At 49.5% G+C, this 12,288-nt stretch carries 17 protein-coding genes; 14 read left to right on the forward strand and 3 right to left on the reverse strand.

Annotated elements, in window-relative coordinates; all coding sequences use genetic code 11:
• From BN8908_RS19145 to BN8908_RS07325, 3 genes are all read left to right on the forward strand, one after another.
• A complete protein-coding gene (locus tag BN8908_RS19145; RefSeq protein ID WP_004293615.1) occupies window positions 1-438 on the forward strand; it encodes a hypothetical protein in 438 nt (145 codons plus the stop codon).
• Between the two features lie 156 nt (window positions 439-594).
• Window positions 595-834: a hypothetical protein gene (locus BN8908_RS07320; RefSeq protein ID WP_004293616.1), complete on the forward strand. Its 240-nt coding sequence runs from the start codon at window positions 595-597 to the stop codon at window positions 832-834.
• Window positions 835-916: 82 nt separating this feature from the next.
• Entirely contained in the window at window positions 917-1,264 is a 348-nt protein-coding gene (locus tag BN8908_RS07325; protein ID WP_229101414.1) for a hypothetical protein, read from the forward strand.
• Between the two features lie 151 nt (window positions 1,265-1,415).
• Here BN8908_RS07325 and BN8908_RS07330 read toward each other — a convergent pair whose 3' ends face one another.
• The 3 genes from BN8908_RS07330 to BN8908_RS07340 form a co-directional block, all read right to left on the reverse strand.
• Entirely contained in the window at window positions 1,416-2,048 is a 633-nt protein-coding gene (locus BN8908_RS07330; protein WP_004293618.1) for an RloB family protein, read from the reverse strand.
• Window positions 2,023-3,270, reverse strand: a complete 1,248-nt coding sequence (locus BN8908_RS07335) for an AAA family ATPase (protein WP_004293619.1) — start codon at window positions 3,268-3,270, stop codon at window positions 2,023-2,025. The genes BN8908_RS07330 and BN8908_RS07335 overlap by 26 nt, the downstream gene beginning before the upstream one ends.
• 534 nt (window positions 3,271-3,804) lie before the next feature.
• Window positions 3,805-4,596, reverse strand: coding sequence for a hypothetical protein (locus tag BN8908_RS07340; RefSeq protein WP_004303962.1), 792 nt, complete (start codon window positions 4,594-4,596; stop codon window positions 3,805-3,807).
• 1,505 nt (window positions 4,597-6,101) lie between these two features.
• Here BN8908_RS07340 and BN8908_RS18490 point away from each other — a divergent pair.
• The 11 genes from BN8908_RS18490 (at window position 6,102) to BN8908_RS07395 (ending at window position 12,278) form a co-directional block, all read left to right on the forward strand.
• Window positions 6,102-6,257 (forward strand): hypothetical protein, encoded by a 156-nt coding sequence (locus BN8908_RS18490; RefSeq protein ID WP_153880831.1) that lies wholly within the window; start codon window positions 6,102-6,104, stop codon window positions 6,255-6,257.
• 231 nt (window positions 6,258-6,488) lie between these two features.
• Window positions 6,489-7,061 carry a hypothetical protein gene (locus BN8908_RS07355; protein ID WP_004303961.1) on the forward strand — a complete coding sequence of 191 codons (573 nt, stop codon included), beginning with the start codon at window positions 6,489-6,491 and terminating at the stop codon, window positions 7,059-7,061.
• A gap of 167 nt (window positions 7,062-7,228) precedes the next feature.
• Window positions 7,229-7,498 carry a hypothetical protein gene (locus BN8908_RS07360; RefSeq protein ID WP_008143004.1) on the forward strand — a complete coding sequence of 90 codons (270 nt, stop codon included), beginning with the start codon at window positions 7,229-7,231 and terminating at the stop codon, window positions 7,496-7,498.
• A 270-nt stretch (window positions 7,499-7,768) separates the two neighbouring features.
• Window positions 7,769-8,161 carry a hypothetical protein gene (locus tag BN8908_RS07365; RefSeq protein WP_004303960.1) on the forward strand — a complete coding sequence of 131 codons (393 nt, stop codon included), beginning with the start codon at window positions 7,769-7,771 and terminating at the stop codon, window positions 8,159-8,161.
• 16 nt (window positions 8,162-8,177) lie between these two features.
• Window positions 8,178-8,435: a hypothetical protein gene (locus BN8908_RS07370; RefSeq protein ID WP_004303959.1), complete on the forward strand. Its 258-nt coding sequence runs from the start codon at window positions 8,178-8,180 to the stop codon at window positions 8,433-8,435.
• A 155-nt stretch (window positions 8,436-8,590) separates the two neighbouring features.
• The gene (locus tag BN8908_RS07375; RefSeq protein WP_004293627.1) at window positions 8,591-9,670 is read left to right on the forward strand and encodes an IS110 family RNA-guided transposase; all 1,080 of its coding nucleotides are present in this window, start codon (window positions 8,591-8,593) and stop codon (window positions 9,668-9,670) included.
• 480 nt (window positions 9,671-10,150) lie between these two features.
• A complete protein-coding gene (locus BN8908_RS07380; protein ID WP_004293628.1) occupies window positions 10,151-10,363 on the forward strand; it encodes a hypothetical protein in 213 nt (70 codons plus the stop codon).
• Between the two features lie 4 nt (window positions 10,364-10,367).
• On the forward strand, window positions 10,368-10,607 hold the full coding sequence (locus BN8908_RS07385) for a hypothetical protein (RefSeq protein WP_004293629.1): 240 nt from the start codon (window positions 10,368-10,370) through the stop codon (window positions 10,605-10,607).
• Window positions 10,608-10,658: 51 nt separating this feature from the next.
• On the forward strand, window positions 10,659-10,838 hold the full coding sequence (locus tag BN8908_RS18945; RefSeq protein WP_235837416.1) for a hypothetical protein: 180 nt from the start codon (window positions 10,659-10,661) through the stop codon (window positions 10,836-10,838).
• Window positions 10,838-11,140: a hypothetical protein gene (locus tag BN8908_RS18950; RefSeq protein WP_235837417.1), complete on the forward strand. Its 303-nt coding sequence runs from the start codon at window positions 10,838-10,840 to the stop codon at window positions 11,138-11,140. The genes BN8908_RS18945 and BN8908_RS18950 overlap by 1 nt, the downstream gene beginning before the upstream one ends.
• A 40-nt stretch (window positions 11,141-11,180) precedes the next feature.
• Window positions 11,181-12,278, forward strand: coding sequence for a hypothetical protein (locus tag BN8908_RS07395; protein ID WP_004293631.1), 1,098 nt, complete (start codon window positions 11,181-11,183; stop codon window positions 12,276-12,278).
• The last annotated feature ends 10 nt before the right edge of the window (window positions 12,279-12,288 follow it).

Here is a 12,288-nt window from a genome sequence, read left to right on the forward strand (position 1 = left end):
ATGGAAACGGCATTACAGCGGATCATCCGCAAGACAGGAAGACGGCCGGTAGAGTGCCGTTGCCGTCTGTGCAGGCAGCAATGCCGGATACCGTGCCTCGGTACGCCGGAAGACATCCTCCGGTTGCTGAAAGCCGGATACAGGGAGCGTCTTGCACCCACTCGGTGGGCGGTAGGCCTGCTGTTGGGAAAAATCCCGTATATCGTGCCGATGGTACAGGCGAAACAGGAAGCAGGCGGGTGCACGTTCTTTCAGGACGGACTGTGTGAACTGCACGCGGCAGGGCTCAAGCCCACTGAAGGCAGGTTGTCGCACCATACCATCACCATGGAGAACCTGAAGTTCGGAATGTCGCTCTCGTGGAACGTGGCCAAAGAATGGCTGGACGAGCGGAACTTCGACACGATACGGGAGATTGTCCGGATAATGGGAAAATAGATGAGGGACGGTTTCATGAATGAAGTATCAGTATAACCGGTTGATTCCTCCTTTGCCGATTTCATGGAACCGCCTCTTATTAATTCATACCATTTGCAAACAGTTCGTATTAGTCGCGGCTATCCTTTATCAGGAAAACATTTAAACGCGAATGATATGAAACTGAAAAGCAGAATGACCGTCGGGGAGATGTCGGAACACCTGACGGAACATACCGGCAAGTTCGCCAACCGCGTATCCGTGGGGCGTTACGCCAAAAAACTGGGATACGCCGTGTATAAACCGATGATAAACGGCAGGATATGCCAGTTCTATGTCAATCCGTCGATTAAGGATGACGGGGAAGCGGAAACATTACGGACGAACGAACGCGAAAACGGACATGAAAGGGAATGACGACAAAAGGCAACACGTGATACCGTTTATGAAATGCTTCACCGGGCTGGTCGGCGCGTTCACCCCGGAAGAGGTCATCTTCATGCTGTACATGGCAGACCGTACACGCCTGCGTGAAAAAGGTTACGACACCTTGCGCAGCAAGCGGTACTACATGGAGAACATGGAGATGGGTTCGCGGATTTTCGACAAGTGCGTGGAAAAGACAACGCGTATGGGATTGCTTGAACGGGTGCCGGTCAGCGGGATGTACGATTACCTGTGGCACATGGATTCCTACAACCGGCTTGTAGGGATATTGGCGGAACTTGGAAATCCTTTTTCTACCAGGGCATTCTGTCATCGGATGTTCGATGTGGAAAAAAGGACCGTGGCATCCGTCTCTGACGAAGAGGTCAGCCAATGGAAAGAGAGACACCGAAAAGTTTGAGCGTATCTGTCCACGGAACGTAAATGAATAAAAACAGACGGCATCGTTGTGATTTGCCGTCTGTTTTTGTGTTTTTGCGACATAAAATCCGATAAAACCGGAAGGAGGTGGTAGCCGGGTACAATATTATCCGGGCAAACGACAGAATATGCTAAATATACTTATTCAGTTCTTCCACAAGAAGATGCACCGTTGTCGAAGATTCCGCTTGTGCCGGCGGTATTCCCTCCATTCGGCGCAATACGGCTTTTGCGTTCGTGATGGCCTGAGCCTGTTTACCGCCCAGCTCCCTGAAAACACGACCGCCTGTACCGGCTTCCTTGTTGTAGGAGAAGCCCAACAAGCCGGATAGCTTTGTTTCATATTGATTTCTGTGCATCGGGCCTTGTACCAGGTTATAGTGCAGCAAGAACCAATACTCGAAAGCCTGGTTGCTGTATGCCACCCTCATGCCACCGGCTTCCGCCATACCGATAGCCCGGTTGAAATCCCGATCGGGAAAGTCATCCTTGTCAAATACCACCCAGCACTGGTCATACTCGCGTCCTTTCTTCCGCTCTTCTTCTTTCATCCGTAAAGCCTTTTGGACAAGACCTACCGTATTGAGTCCCTGGCCTACCGCTTTAATATTGGCGGAGGTCAGGCGAAACGCATTGAAATAATCCGGTTCCGTATTTACCCCCTCGCAGATGATCAGGAAGGATTGTTTGACCTCACGGACAAAACTGATACGCCTGAGTGTCCGTGCCGCGCGTGGATCACGCTTGTTCGTCCGTGCTGCCATATTCTTCCTCCCTCAGGTCAAATAACCGTTCAAACTGGCCGATGACAGGGATACCGCCATATTTCCCCATCAGGTACTCCTTTTCGAAAGGTGCACTGTTGCGAACCTTGTATTCCGCCAACGAATAGAGTTCCGAGGCTCCAAACGAATCTTTCTGTGTAAACCAGATCTGATCCCTGCGGAACAGGCTTGCATTAAGCAGGTTGGTGTCATGTGTCGTGAAAATCAACTGTGCATTCCTGGGATTTGTCACTCTGGAATTGAACAGCCCGATGATGCGACTGGTCAACAGAGGGTGCATTTTCGAGTCGAACTCGTCGACAACCAGCCTTTTGCCATGATCCAACGCGTCGATTATAGGATAAGCCAGCGAGAAGTATTTGATCGTACCCTCCGACTCGTTTACGCGGAACGGGAAAGTGACCGTCTTCGTGGCGTTGCCCTCCTCGTCATATTGCTGGTGTGAACTGATGACTGTATTGTCAACCTTGCGTATGTCGTCGATTCCGAAGTCTGCAAACCGGGCAAACTCCACAATACGCCTTTTCATGGACGGATCATCGATCTGGGCTATCGCCATTTCCCAAATCCGCTCGTCGCTGCTGCCAAGAACAATCGTGGTGTTGGCCAACCATCCCATGATTTCCACCGAGACGCTTTCGTTGAACTGTGCTGCCACGGAAAGAAGCAGCGCATTGTCGCGCACCATTTTTTTGGCGACAACCTCTTTGCCGACCGAAAATTTGGGATGCAGTTCATACTCATCGCCGTCACGCAGGAACAGTTCCACCTCCTTTGCCTTGCGCTTGTTGCCCTTTTGATAAAGCCACTCCCGGTGTACACGTTTTTCATCGACTTCAAACCCATAGCGGTATTGGACCGTTTCGTCGGCAAAGACCGCCTCAAAATAACTGGGCTCCTGTTCCGTCCTCCGGTTGAGACGGAAACTTTCCACCCGTATGCTTTCGCCGGACTGCACGCCTTTGGAGGAATTGATGACAAACCATTTGAAGAAATCGAGCGCTTTGACTAGATTCGATTTCCCGCTGGCATTGGCCCCGTAGATGACCGCACTCTTCAGCAAAGAGAGGTTCGTACCTTCAAGCTCAAAAACAATCTCATCGGACCGGGTCTGTTTTTCTTTCAGCGCGGAAGCAGCCAAAGACAAGGTCGCCGGCTCCTTGAACGAAAGGAAATTTTCGACTGTGAACTGAATAATCATATTATATCGCAGTTATATGTAAATTTTATGCAAATATAGGGGATATTTTTCATATATAGATGTTTTATCGGATCTCTTTTTGCGGTTATTTTCCTGCACGTGAAAATCAGACCGTTTTCGTTCTTGCAATGCTGCCCTGCAAAAGGCGACTGCAATTTTCCGAAGCGGCAACATCGGCTTGCGATTCATGCTCCCGATAGTGGAATTTGGGTGGAAAGACGCGAAATTCGCCACATCTTTCCCCTCAATGTGGTACAAATGTACCGTGTATCTGACAGGAGGGGTGTTACAAATGTAGCAACAATACTATAAGTAGTATTATACAAGAAGAAAGAAGAAAGATGTACTTTTTTCTTTGACGCAAAGAAAAAAGATACCAAAAAAGAAACAAATCATGACAGACGGCACGCCGTCTGTTTTTTTGTTTTTTTGAATCGGAAAGTGTTGAAAACGGATAAGATGAGGATTAAAGGACCACTTCCTCCCCAGATACAAGAGAGAGAAACAGAACGAATACCTTATACCGTCACCCTCTTACCGTCTGGCATCCTTGTCGCGGTTCAGCCTTACGACAGAGCGCACGCAGTCACGTACCAGTTCGGCATCCCTCCGCTCCATGAAATAGTTCCCGCATTCCAACCGTTTCCTGTCCGCCGGCCTGTTGTTGTCCCTGCATTCACGGATTTCCAGTATGTCATTCAGGTAATAGTACTTGTCACCGCGTCTGACACGTGTTGCCAGCCGTTCGAGTTCCTTCAGCCGTCCGTTCCATGCAAGCCCTTTCTGGCGTAGAGCATCGGAAAGCCTGCTACGGCCACTGGTTCCGATAGGCAGTATCTGGAGATTCACCGCGTACCCGACTGTTTCATGCAGGGAATAGCGCAGGCTCCCGTCTTCGTCCAGCAGGCAATACAGCACAACACGTCCTTTTGCGTCGATTTCCTTGAAAGCCCCCAGTATTACATGCTCATCCAGGATACTGAGTTTTACCAACTGTCCGTCTTTGGGAGCATAGAGAGATTCCGAACATACACCCCGGCGCTTGTCCCATGCAAGATGGCCTTCGTTCAGCAGGCGTTGGAGGGCAATCTTTTGCTCTGCGCTCGCTTCCCGGCAATCATTCAGAAACATGACCGCGTCATCGGTAACGAGTTCTTTGCCCGCAGTCATCCTTACCGGAACCGACACGCAATTACCCGTGACATCTCCCACAAGTCCGGTTTCCGATGTCCCACCGTTGAAGACGACCATTCCCTTGCGAATGGACGACCCACCCGTGCTGTCTTTCGGAATACTCCCGATTTTCTTCTTATGATATGATTCCATTCTTTCGATTCTTTATCCAGATATTTCCTGTAACAGCAAAATGCCATACTTCATACATAAGTGGATACAATACGGCAAATATACGTATAATTCACCAAAAAGGCAGGTAACTGAACCCCATTTCTTCTGCATTTCCACGGTTTCCTGTATAAAGTCACAAAAACCGTACAAATAAGTCGGAATCCATGTGGATAGCTTCGTTCTGTATATTCTATATGATTAAGGAACAAAACATTACAAGATTGTCCGATTGTGAAAAGCATATCCGAACATACTGAATGACAGGAATACACATCCTCCTTTTCCGTCGTCCAATCCGGTTAAGAACAGTCAATATACCGACGTGTCTCTATATATTTTTTGATACGTTTTCAGCGTATCTAAAAAACAGCTTCAAGCCGGAACCCGGAAATCGTGCAGAAAGTCTGTACACCCGTGAAAATTGAAAGGACAGGCATCCACAAATGAGAATATTTCAAAAATATGGGACATGGTGAACACCAGCACCTTAAGCAACCATGATAAATACAAGTACTTTACTGTATATTTTTTGATACCTGCTTACAGTTTCAATCCGAAAGCCGCATTTTGAGCCGTTTTGGAAAACCGGACTTGAAAAAACGGCCCGAGGACAGAGACCGAATCCGCACCCGAGGGTACACCCTCCCCAATCTTTTTATTTTTATTACACCATTGAATATCAATAATTTATTAGGTTTACTTTTGTATAAAGTAAGCCTAAAAACGTCTTTTACATTATCTTTGCTTACAAATTGAAAGTAAAAAAATCTTTTCAGTCCTATTTTATCCATTTTAAGCAGCTAATAATCTGATAATCAATAGACAAAACTGATTTTGATTTTATACATACGTTGAAACGGGGCTTTTTTGATTTTTGCAAAGGAAAAATTTTTTTCAAAGAAAATCATTTTTTCTATTTTATTGATATTCAACTATTTACAAATTCACTTCGCGCGCGTGCGTTCCATATTCGCAAAAAGGCTGTTTTTGGAACGTTCCAAATTTTTTTTCTCAAAAAGTTTTGCAGTTCTGAAAAACGGTTTTATAATAGTCATGTACTCGAAAGCCAAACAAACGGCAAACAAGTACGGAGAAAAACGAATAAAAAAATAGATAGTAAAAAACAGAATTAAAAAACAGAAAAGCAAAGACCGCCGAGAGCGAGAAACAAAAAGCCCTTTTTGTGGGAAACCTATTTTTGAGGCTTGGAAAATCAAAAATTCGCCTGTTCGCTTTGGAGCGATTAAATAGGGTGTTAAATAACCACACCGAGCAGGACTACAGACCAATGTAGCAAGTTGGAACGGCTAAAAACGTGTTTTTAGTCCGCATACGCAAAGCACGCAAATTTGGGAGTGCGAGAGTTGTATGGAAAAAGGACGTGTAAGAATAATGCCATAATTGCGCCCTTGTGCGCTCGGAATAAAATGCACGATAGCGGTAAAAACTATCCGCATAGAGGACGCTGGTAAATGTATATGCCAATGCTATACCCAATACCCAGCTCGGTGGTAACGCCTAAATGCCTCACCTTACAGTTAGCTGCCGGATTGGGAAAGATCCGGGACGTGCCAGAGAAGCGTCTTGCCGAAATTGGAGTAAAGCAGCGCAGAGCCACGACACGAGTGATGCGTGAGTAAGCCGATACACGATATGCCGAAAATGCGCTCATTTGGATAGCCTGCTATGGGGTACGTTTTAAGTGCGACAAAGTTACGAAAAATTTTGCCGTGCAGGGTGAAATGCACGGCAAATTTTTGGGCGCGTGGCAGGAAATGCCACACTTTGCGCTATGGTGCAGAGTTCGGGGTTCGACTCCCCGAGTGCCCGCAATGCGTGATTTTGCGCAGTGTTTCTAAAATTTTATCATTATGGCAACTTCTAAATTGAACAAGGAACAGTATGCAAACATCGGTTCGTTTGCAGGTATCATGTTGGTTTACAACTCTACCAACAAGGACGGTGAACTCGTGCAGACGGCACAGCACTTTTTCGGTGCGGACTTTGAGCCTGCCGACAAGTCGGACAACGAGATTTTCCGTGTGATTAAAAACATGGTCGCAACTATGTGGCACACCATTGCGGAGGAAAAGAAACTGCGTGCCGATGCCGACGGCATACGCTCGAAATTCCGTGCCACAACCCCTGCGGAAATCATCATCTGCGAGAAGTCGGGAAATCGTATCAAGAAGTACGACCTTACCGACAGCGTTTGGGCGCGTATCGGTCTTGTGCCGACCAAAGTAGACCTCGAGAAGTCAAACCGTGATTTCCAAAAGACAATCCATGCCGCTGCAAAGGCTATCCGCAACGCCATGAATTTCGCCCCGAACCTCGCCAACCTCGAAAAGCCTGCCGAGAAAACGACCAAGACCGGCAAGGCTGAAAAGGTGGCGGAACAGCCTGCCGGAACGGTTGCCGATGAAAGCAAAAAGGCGGCATAAGGGCAACGGAGTAACTGAAACCTGCCCGAAAAAGGCAAAAGGACGGCAGGCAGCCCGCTGAACGTGTGGGACTGCCTGCCCTTTTCGTATCTGCCGTCGTAAGTGCGTGTTCTTGTGGCGTATGCCAAGAATACGCGCTTTTCATTTCGGGCGAAAGCAACTGTAACGTGATAGGCGAAAAGAATTTCCCGGCAAAAAACGGTGCCGGGACTGTACCTCCGCCGCAGGACGGGGAGTACACCGTGGACGACCTGAAGACCGCTCTGGAAGAGTCCGAGCGGTCGCTGCATGATGCCGTCTTCATAGCCCGCCAAGTGTGGGAGAAGGACTGCGATGCCGTGAAGTTCGACATCGACGACCTTGTGCAGATAGAATCGGCATTGCAGGAGATATGCAACATCACCGCCGGAATTGACAGCGGGGACGATGGCGAGTAACATGACGCGCATACGTGCTGCGGAAACTGCGGGGCGTGCGCGCTTTTTCGGGCATTGATATACACTGTGTCAGGATTGCACCCTGAAATGCCCGCACTTTTCTAAAATTCCCTCCGATATGACTTCCTTGCGCCGTGAGGCGTTGTGCCTACCTTGTATATAACACGGTTAAGCACGGTCTGGCGTTCTGCGGAACCGCCTGCCGTGCTTCCGCTGTTATCCTATGCGGGGAAGCGGAGAACGGATGTGCCAATAATAAAACGAATAAATATGATAGAAGTGTTTGACGCAAAGCGCACCCGCAGTTACGGGTGCTTTGCCAGTTTCAAGGCTGCCACCGATACGCTTGACAGCCTTGCCGCGACGGGACAGCTCGGAAGTGTGCCCGCTGTCAGCGTGGCGGCGTATTGCAGCGGCGTGTTACAACGGGAATATGAAGCGGTGTTTGTCGGTGGGAAATGGCGTGTGCCGAAATCTCCGAAAAGGCGGATGCCGGAAACGAGACCTGCCCGTGGGAGACGTCGGCGGAAATGGTGCAAGGAGTACGCTACGGCGGAGCTGATGTTCCGAGAAGGGTTTCCCGACCATTTGAACCGCAGTTATCCGCTCTCGGCGGACAGCCTGAGACGGTGCAACCGGAAATGCAGAATTTATATGCAATAATAAAAACGCAATGAGTATGAAAACATTAGCAGACGTGAAACGGAAAATGACGCTTGGCTCGAAGTGGCGGTGTGTCCGGCTGTTCGAGGGCGGAAAAGACCTCGGCGTGCGTGAGGTCGGGAAAGTGCAGGGTAATGCCGTGGCATTCCTCAAACCCGACGGGAAACTCTCGTGGCTATGGTGGCCAAAGGCAAAGGACGTGCAGGTGGAAGAAAACGCCTTCACCGTGCTCCAGAACGGAGTGCCCAAGCTCAAGTACATCTATGCCGGATAGGTGTTCCGGAAAAAATCATGCAAAATAATATGAATTAATAATCCCTATGTTTACAATCAGGGTAAGCCGCGATGATAGCGGATAAATGAAAAAGCTATCGAGATTTTGGTTAGATTAAAGCTGCAAAACCTTTACTAACTAAAACGACGATAGCCATGAGAGAGCAAAGAAACAAAATTAGTTTCAGAGGACAAAAGATTTATGTAGGAATCGACGTCCATTTGAAGAGTTGGTCGGTTACGGTCTTGTCCGAAACCTCCGTATTGAAGAAGTTTAGCCAGCATCCGAGCCCAGAAGCGTTGTACGGATTTTTAACTCGGAGTTATCCGGGCGCCGAGTATCACTCGGTGTACGAAGCGGGCTTCTGCGGATTTTGGATACACGAGCGTCTGACGGCCTTAGGGATCGACAACATCGTGGTCAATCCGGCCGACGTGCCGACCAAGAGCAGCGAAAAGCTGCGTAAGACCGACACCGTGGACAGCGGTAAGCTGGCGCGGAGTTTAAGAGCCAACGAGCTGAAAGGCATTTATACGCCGGACAGCGTATCGTTGGAGATGCGTTCCTTGATAAGATTGAAGAACTCGATAACCAAAGACACGACCCGTCAGAAGAATCGGCTCAAGTCTCAACTTCGGTATTTAGGCATCGAGATTCCGCAGGAGTTTCTCACTCCGTTTTCCAACTGGTCGAAGCGCTTTTTCGCCTGGTTGAAGGAGATAGAGACGCTCACCCCGAGCGGCCGTCAGGCCCTCGACATTCATATCCGGCATCTGGAAGAGTTACGCCGTCAGAAACTGGAGATGACACGGGCTTTACGGACATTGGCCAAGACGGATCGATTCCGCGAACCGCTGCGGTTGATTATGAGCGTTCCGGGGTTCGGGCAGGCTACGGGAATGGCGTTCCTCTCCGAGATATGCGACATAACCCGCTTCCGCAATGCCGAACAACTGGCTGCCTATATCGGAATGATCCCGATGTGCCACTCCAGCGGAGAGAAAGATGGGACGGGGGATATTACCATACGAAAACACGCCGTTATGCGCTGTAACCTGATAGAAGCGGCATGGGTGGCGGTACGTCAAGACCCTGCGATGAACCTGTTCTATACGGAACAATGCAAACGGATGCCCAAGAGCAAAGCTATCGTAAAGGTCGCCCGCAAACTGGTAAACCGTCTATTCTTTGTGCTGAAACATCAGACCGAATATGTCAATAGTATCGTGTCATAGAGAAACCCTTCCGGTAAACGGATTTTCCCAGAGAGAATACTACATAGTTGTTGCGGCGTTAACGTCCGCTTAAAATAATCTGCTCCTCTGGCCTTTGTAAACTAATAAGGGATATGCGGCAGAGAGCTGACCGCTAAGGAAAATCTGTTTATCGAAGGATTTTTTCGGGTTCTGAAATCTCGGCTTTCGAGAGAGCCAAAGGTGTTAAGCACGATGTGCCTCCGCACCGGCTCGATCAAAGGCCGGCGGAGGCTCTCGTGCCTTGACCTTTGGCCGAGAAGTTCACCAAGAAATGCAATACGCTGTAAATAAGATAAAAACAAATTTAACCGAAAACTTTGATCCAATTTTATTTGGATTGTAACAGGAAAACAACTATGGGGGCGGAATGCCCCTATGCTTTTATAAACGGATAAAGAAAATGACAGAAATAACGAGAAAGCAGATATCTGGTCTGCGGGTAAAGATGTATTAACGGCTATGGGAGAGGAACATAGAATCAACGAGATAAAAGGTGTCATCATCAGCCGTGCCCTGCTCAAGGAATACGGGTATGATGGCGATATGCCCACCGACAAACAGATGCAGGTCATCGGCAACGGGTTACTTGAATACTGGGGCGTAAGCGACGGTTTCAAGGAAGCCCTCGCCAGTACAATGGAGAACATGTTCGGTGTAAAAGCAAAAGATTAGGTCTATGGAAACGAAAGAACTTACTACCCACCAGCGTGGTGTTATTCTACGCGGCATCTGCGGCGGGGCTGCATTGAAAGACAAGTCGCCGCAAATATCTGAAAACAATACCGTCATAACCTGCGCCGGAGGGTTGGAGATTTGGGACATCTGCTGCATCAGCAGTGATGCCGAAGCCTTCGGCCTGAAACCGTCCTTCGGTTATGACGGGCACACGAGAATCACTTTCACCCCCAAAGAATAAGCGGAATGAAATCATATTACTACTTGGACTACCTGCACCGTGAAATCTTCCTTGAAGAGGAGGATATTCAGACCGTTCCGGAATCAGGCAGGGCGGACGATGCCTGTTCCGCCATTGCCGAAAAGCCGTATGTCGTGGAGCAGTTCATGGCGGACTCTTTCCGGACACTCAAAGATGTGGCCAGCCGCCTGTGCGATTCCCCTGATATTAAAAGCCGCCACGATGCGCTGATGTATATCGTGTGGAGGGTGGCACTGGACATCAAGGAGTGGCGGACTCTGAGCCATAGCGAAGCCGCCGTCAAGGTAACCCGTGAGGACGGTTTCGTGTGGCTGCTTGTATCGGCGGAAAATGCCCGGAAGCTATGGGAGGCAGACGTATTCTCCCTGTACAGGCTTTATGCCGATGATTCGGAATCCCTGATCGAAAGCGAGGCGGAGCTGGAATCGACCATCAAGGGCGGATACCAGATAGGTATCGAGGTGGGGTTCGCCTCTGTAATGGACCATGCCGCCCGGATGAAGCAACAATAAAAATCGGAAACAATCAAATAACGAAATCAAGAAGAAAGGTATGGAAACAACATTATTGACAAAGGAAAATGCCCATCGTGTGACCATGGTGCGGCGTGTGGATGCCCCGGAAAGCGAACCGGTAGCGTTTCTTTTCAGGGGAAAGAGACACGGGTATTGCAGCTATTCCCATCTTGTAGGGAATCCGGGCAAGGAAGAAATCCTCGCCCCGGCGGACTTCAAGGACTGGGAAGTTGTGGAAGTGGCGCACCCGGGCTATCTGGAAGAATATTTCAAGCAGGCGTGCAGCTCCTACAACCTCACCTCCTTCTCACCCGACGAGCGGGGTGAGTCAGACATCGCCTCGCACGAAAAGGAACTGCACGAGGATTTGCAGTCGATGCCCGAGCAGCAGCGGGAACGTTACATGGAAAACTACAAACGCTATTTCTCTGCCATGATCGCCGCCAACAGCCGTTGTGCCAGCGCGATGATTACGGGACCTGCACGCTTCAACACGGGCCGCAACGAAAAGGCCTGCAACAGCCACGCCAAGAGCGTCACGGCGTTCCGGGAATGGCGAGAACGTGCACTCGAAGCGATTCGCAAGGCTACCGAAGCGGCCAAGCCCGAAGAACAGCGTCTCGAGGAGGAGTGGCAGAAGGTCAAAGCCTTTATCGACGATGCCGCCTCGACCATTCACGGTATCGATACGGGTACGGCACGAGGCTATAGCCGGGCTCTCTTCGTCAGCAACCTCGCCGGGCGACTCTCCACCTATGTCAACCATGGCAACGTGGAAATCATCGACCGTGCCGTCGCTCGTCTGCGAGAGTGGAACGACAAAGTCAAGAAACCTGTCGTCACGGCACGCCATTCAATCTTCAAGTATCCCGAACTCGTCCGCAAGGTGCGGGAAAAGCAGCAGGAACGGGCAAGCCGTGAAAATCGTGAGATTCCGTTCGATGGCGGCAAGGTGGTCTACAACTTCGAAGAAGACCGCCTGCAAATCCTCTTCGACAAAATACCCGATACCGATATGCGTACGACCTTGAAGCGTAACGCTTTCAAGTGGGCGCCACGCAACCAGGCATGGCAGCGCCAGCTCACCCGCAATGCCGAATATGCCGCCGGTCAGGTGTTGAAAATAACCATTTAATCCAGTGCCC

Origin of the sequence: Culturomica massiliensis (assembly GCF_900091655.1) — a bacterium.
GTDB classification, from domain to species: Bacteria; Bacteroidota; Bacteroidia; order Bacteroidales; family Marinifilaceae; genus Culturomica; species Culturomica massiliensis.

Coding starts and splice junctions, on each gene's coding strand:
- BN8908_RS19145 (WP_004293615.1), top strand. CDS start 1: ATGGAAACGGCATTACAGCGGATCATCCGCAAGACAGGAAGACGGCCG.
- BN8908_RS07320 (WP_004293616.1), top strand. CDS start 595: ATGAAACTGAAAAGCAGAATGACCGTCGGGGAGATGTCGGAACACCTG.
- BN8908_RS07325 (WP_229101414.1), top strand. CDS start 917: ATGCTGTACATGGCAGACCGTACACGCCTGCGTGAAAAAGGTTACGAC.
- BN8908_RS07330 (WP_004293618.1), bottom strand. CDS start 2,048: ATGGCAGCACGGACGAACAAGCGTGATCCACGCGCGGCACGGACACTC.
- BN8908_RS07335 (WP_004293619.1), bottom strand. CDS start 3,270: ATGATTATTCAGTTCACAGTCGAAAATTTCCTTTCGTTCAAGGAGCCG.
- BN8908_RS07340 (WP_004303962.1), bottom strand. CDS start 4,596: ATGGAATCATATCATAAGAAGAAAATCGGGAGTATTCCGAAAGACAGC.
- BN8908_RS18490 (WP_153880831.1), top strand. CDS start 6,102: ATGCTATACCCAATACCCAGCTCGGTGGTAACGCCTAAATGCCTCACC.
- BN8908_RS07355 (WP_004303961.1), top strand. CDS start 6,489: ATGGCAACTTCTAAATTGAACAAGGAACAGTATGCAAACATCGGTTCG.
- BN8908_RS07365 (WP_004303960.1), top strand. CDS start 7,769: ATGATAGAAGTGTTTGACGCAAAGCGCACCCGCAGTTACGGGTGCTTT.
- BN8908_RS07370 (WP_004303959.1), top strand. CDS start 8,178: ATGAAAACATTAGCAGACGTGAAACGGAAAATGACGCTTGGCTCGAAG.
- BN8908_RS07375 (WP_004293627.1), top strand. CDS start 8,591: ATGAGAGAGCAAAGAAACAAAATTAGTTTCAGAGGACAAAAGATTTAT.
- BN8908_RS07380 (WP_004293628.1), top strand. CDS start 10,151: ATGGGAGAGGAACATAGAATCAACGAGATAAAAGGTGTCATCATCAGC.
- BN8908_RS07385 (WP_004293629.1), top strand. CDS start 10,368: ATGGAAACGAAAGAACTTACTACCCACCAGCGTGGTGTTATTCTACGC.
- BN8908_RS18950 (WP_235837417.1), top strand. CDS start 10,838: ATGTATATCGTGTGGAGGGTGGCACTGGACATCAAGGAGTGGCGGACT.
- BN8908_RS07395 (WP_004293631.1), top strand. CDS start 11,181: ATGGAAACAACATTATTGACAAAGGAAAATGCCCATCGTGTGACCATG.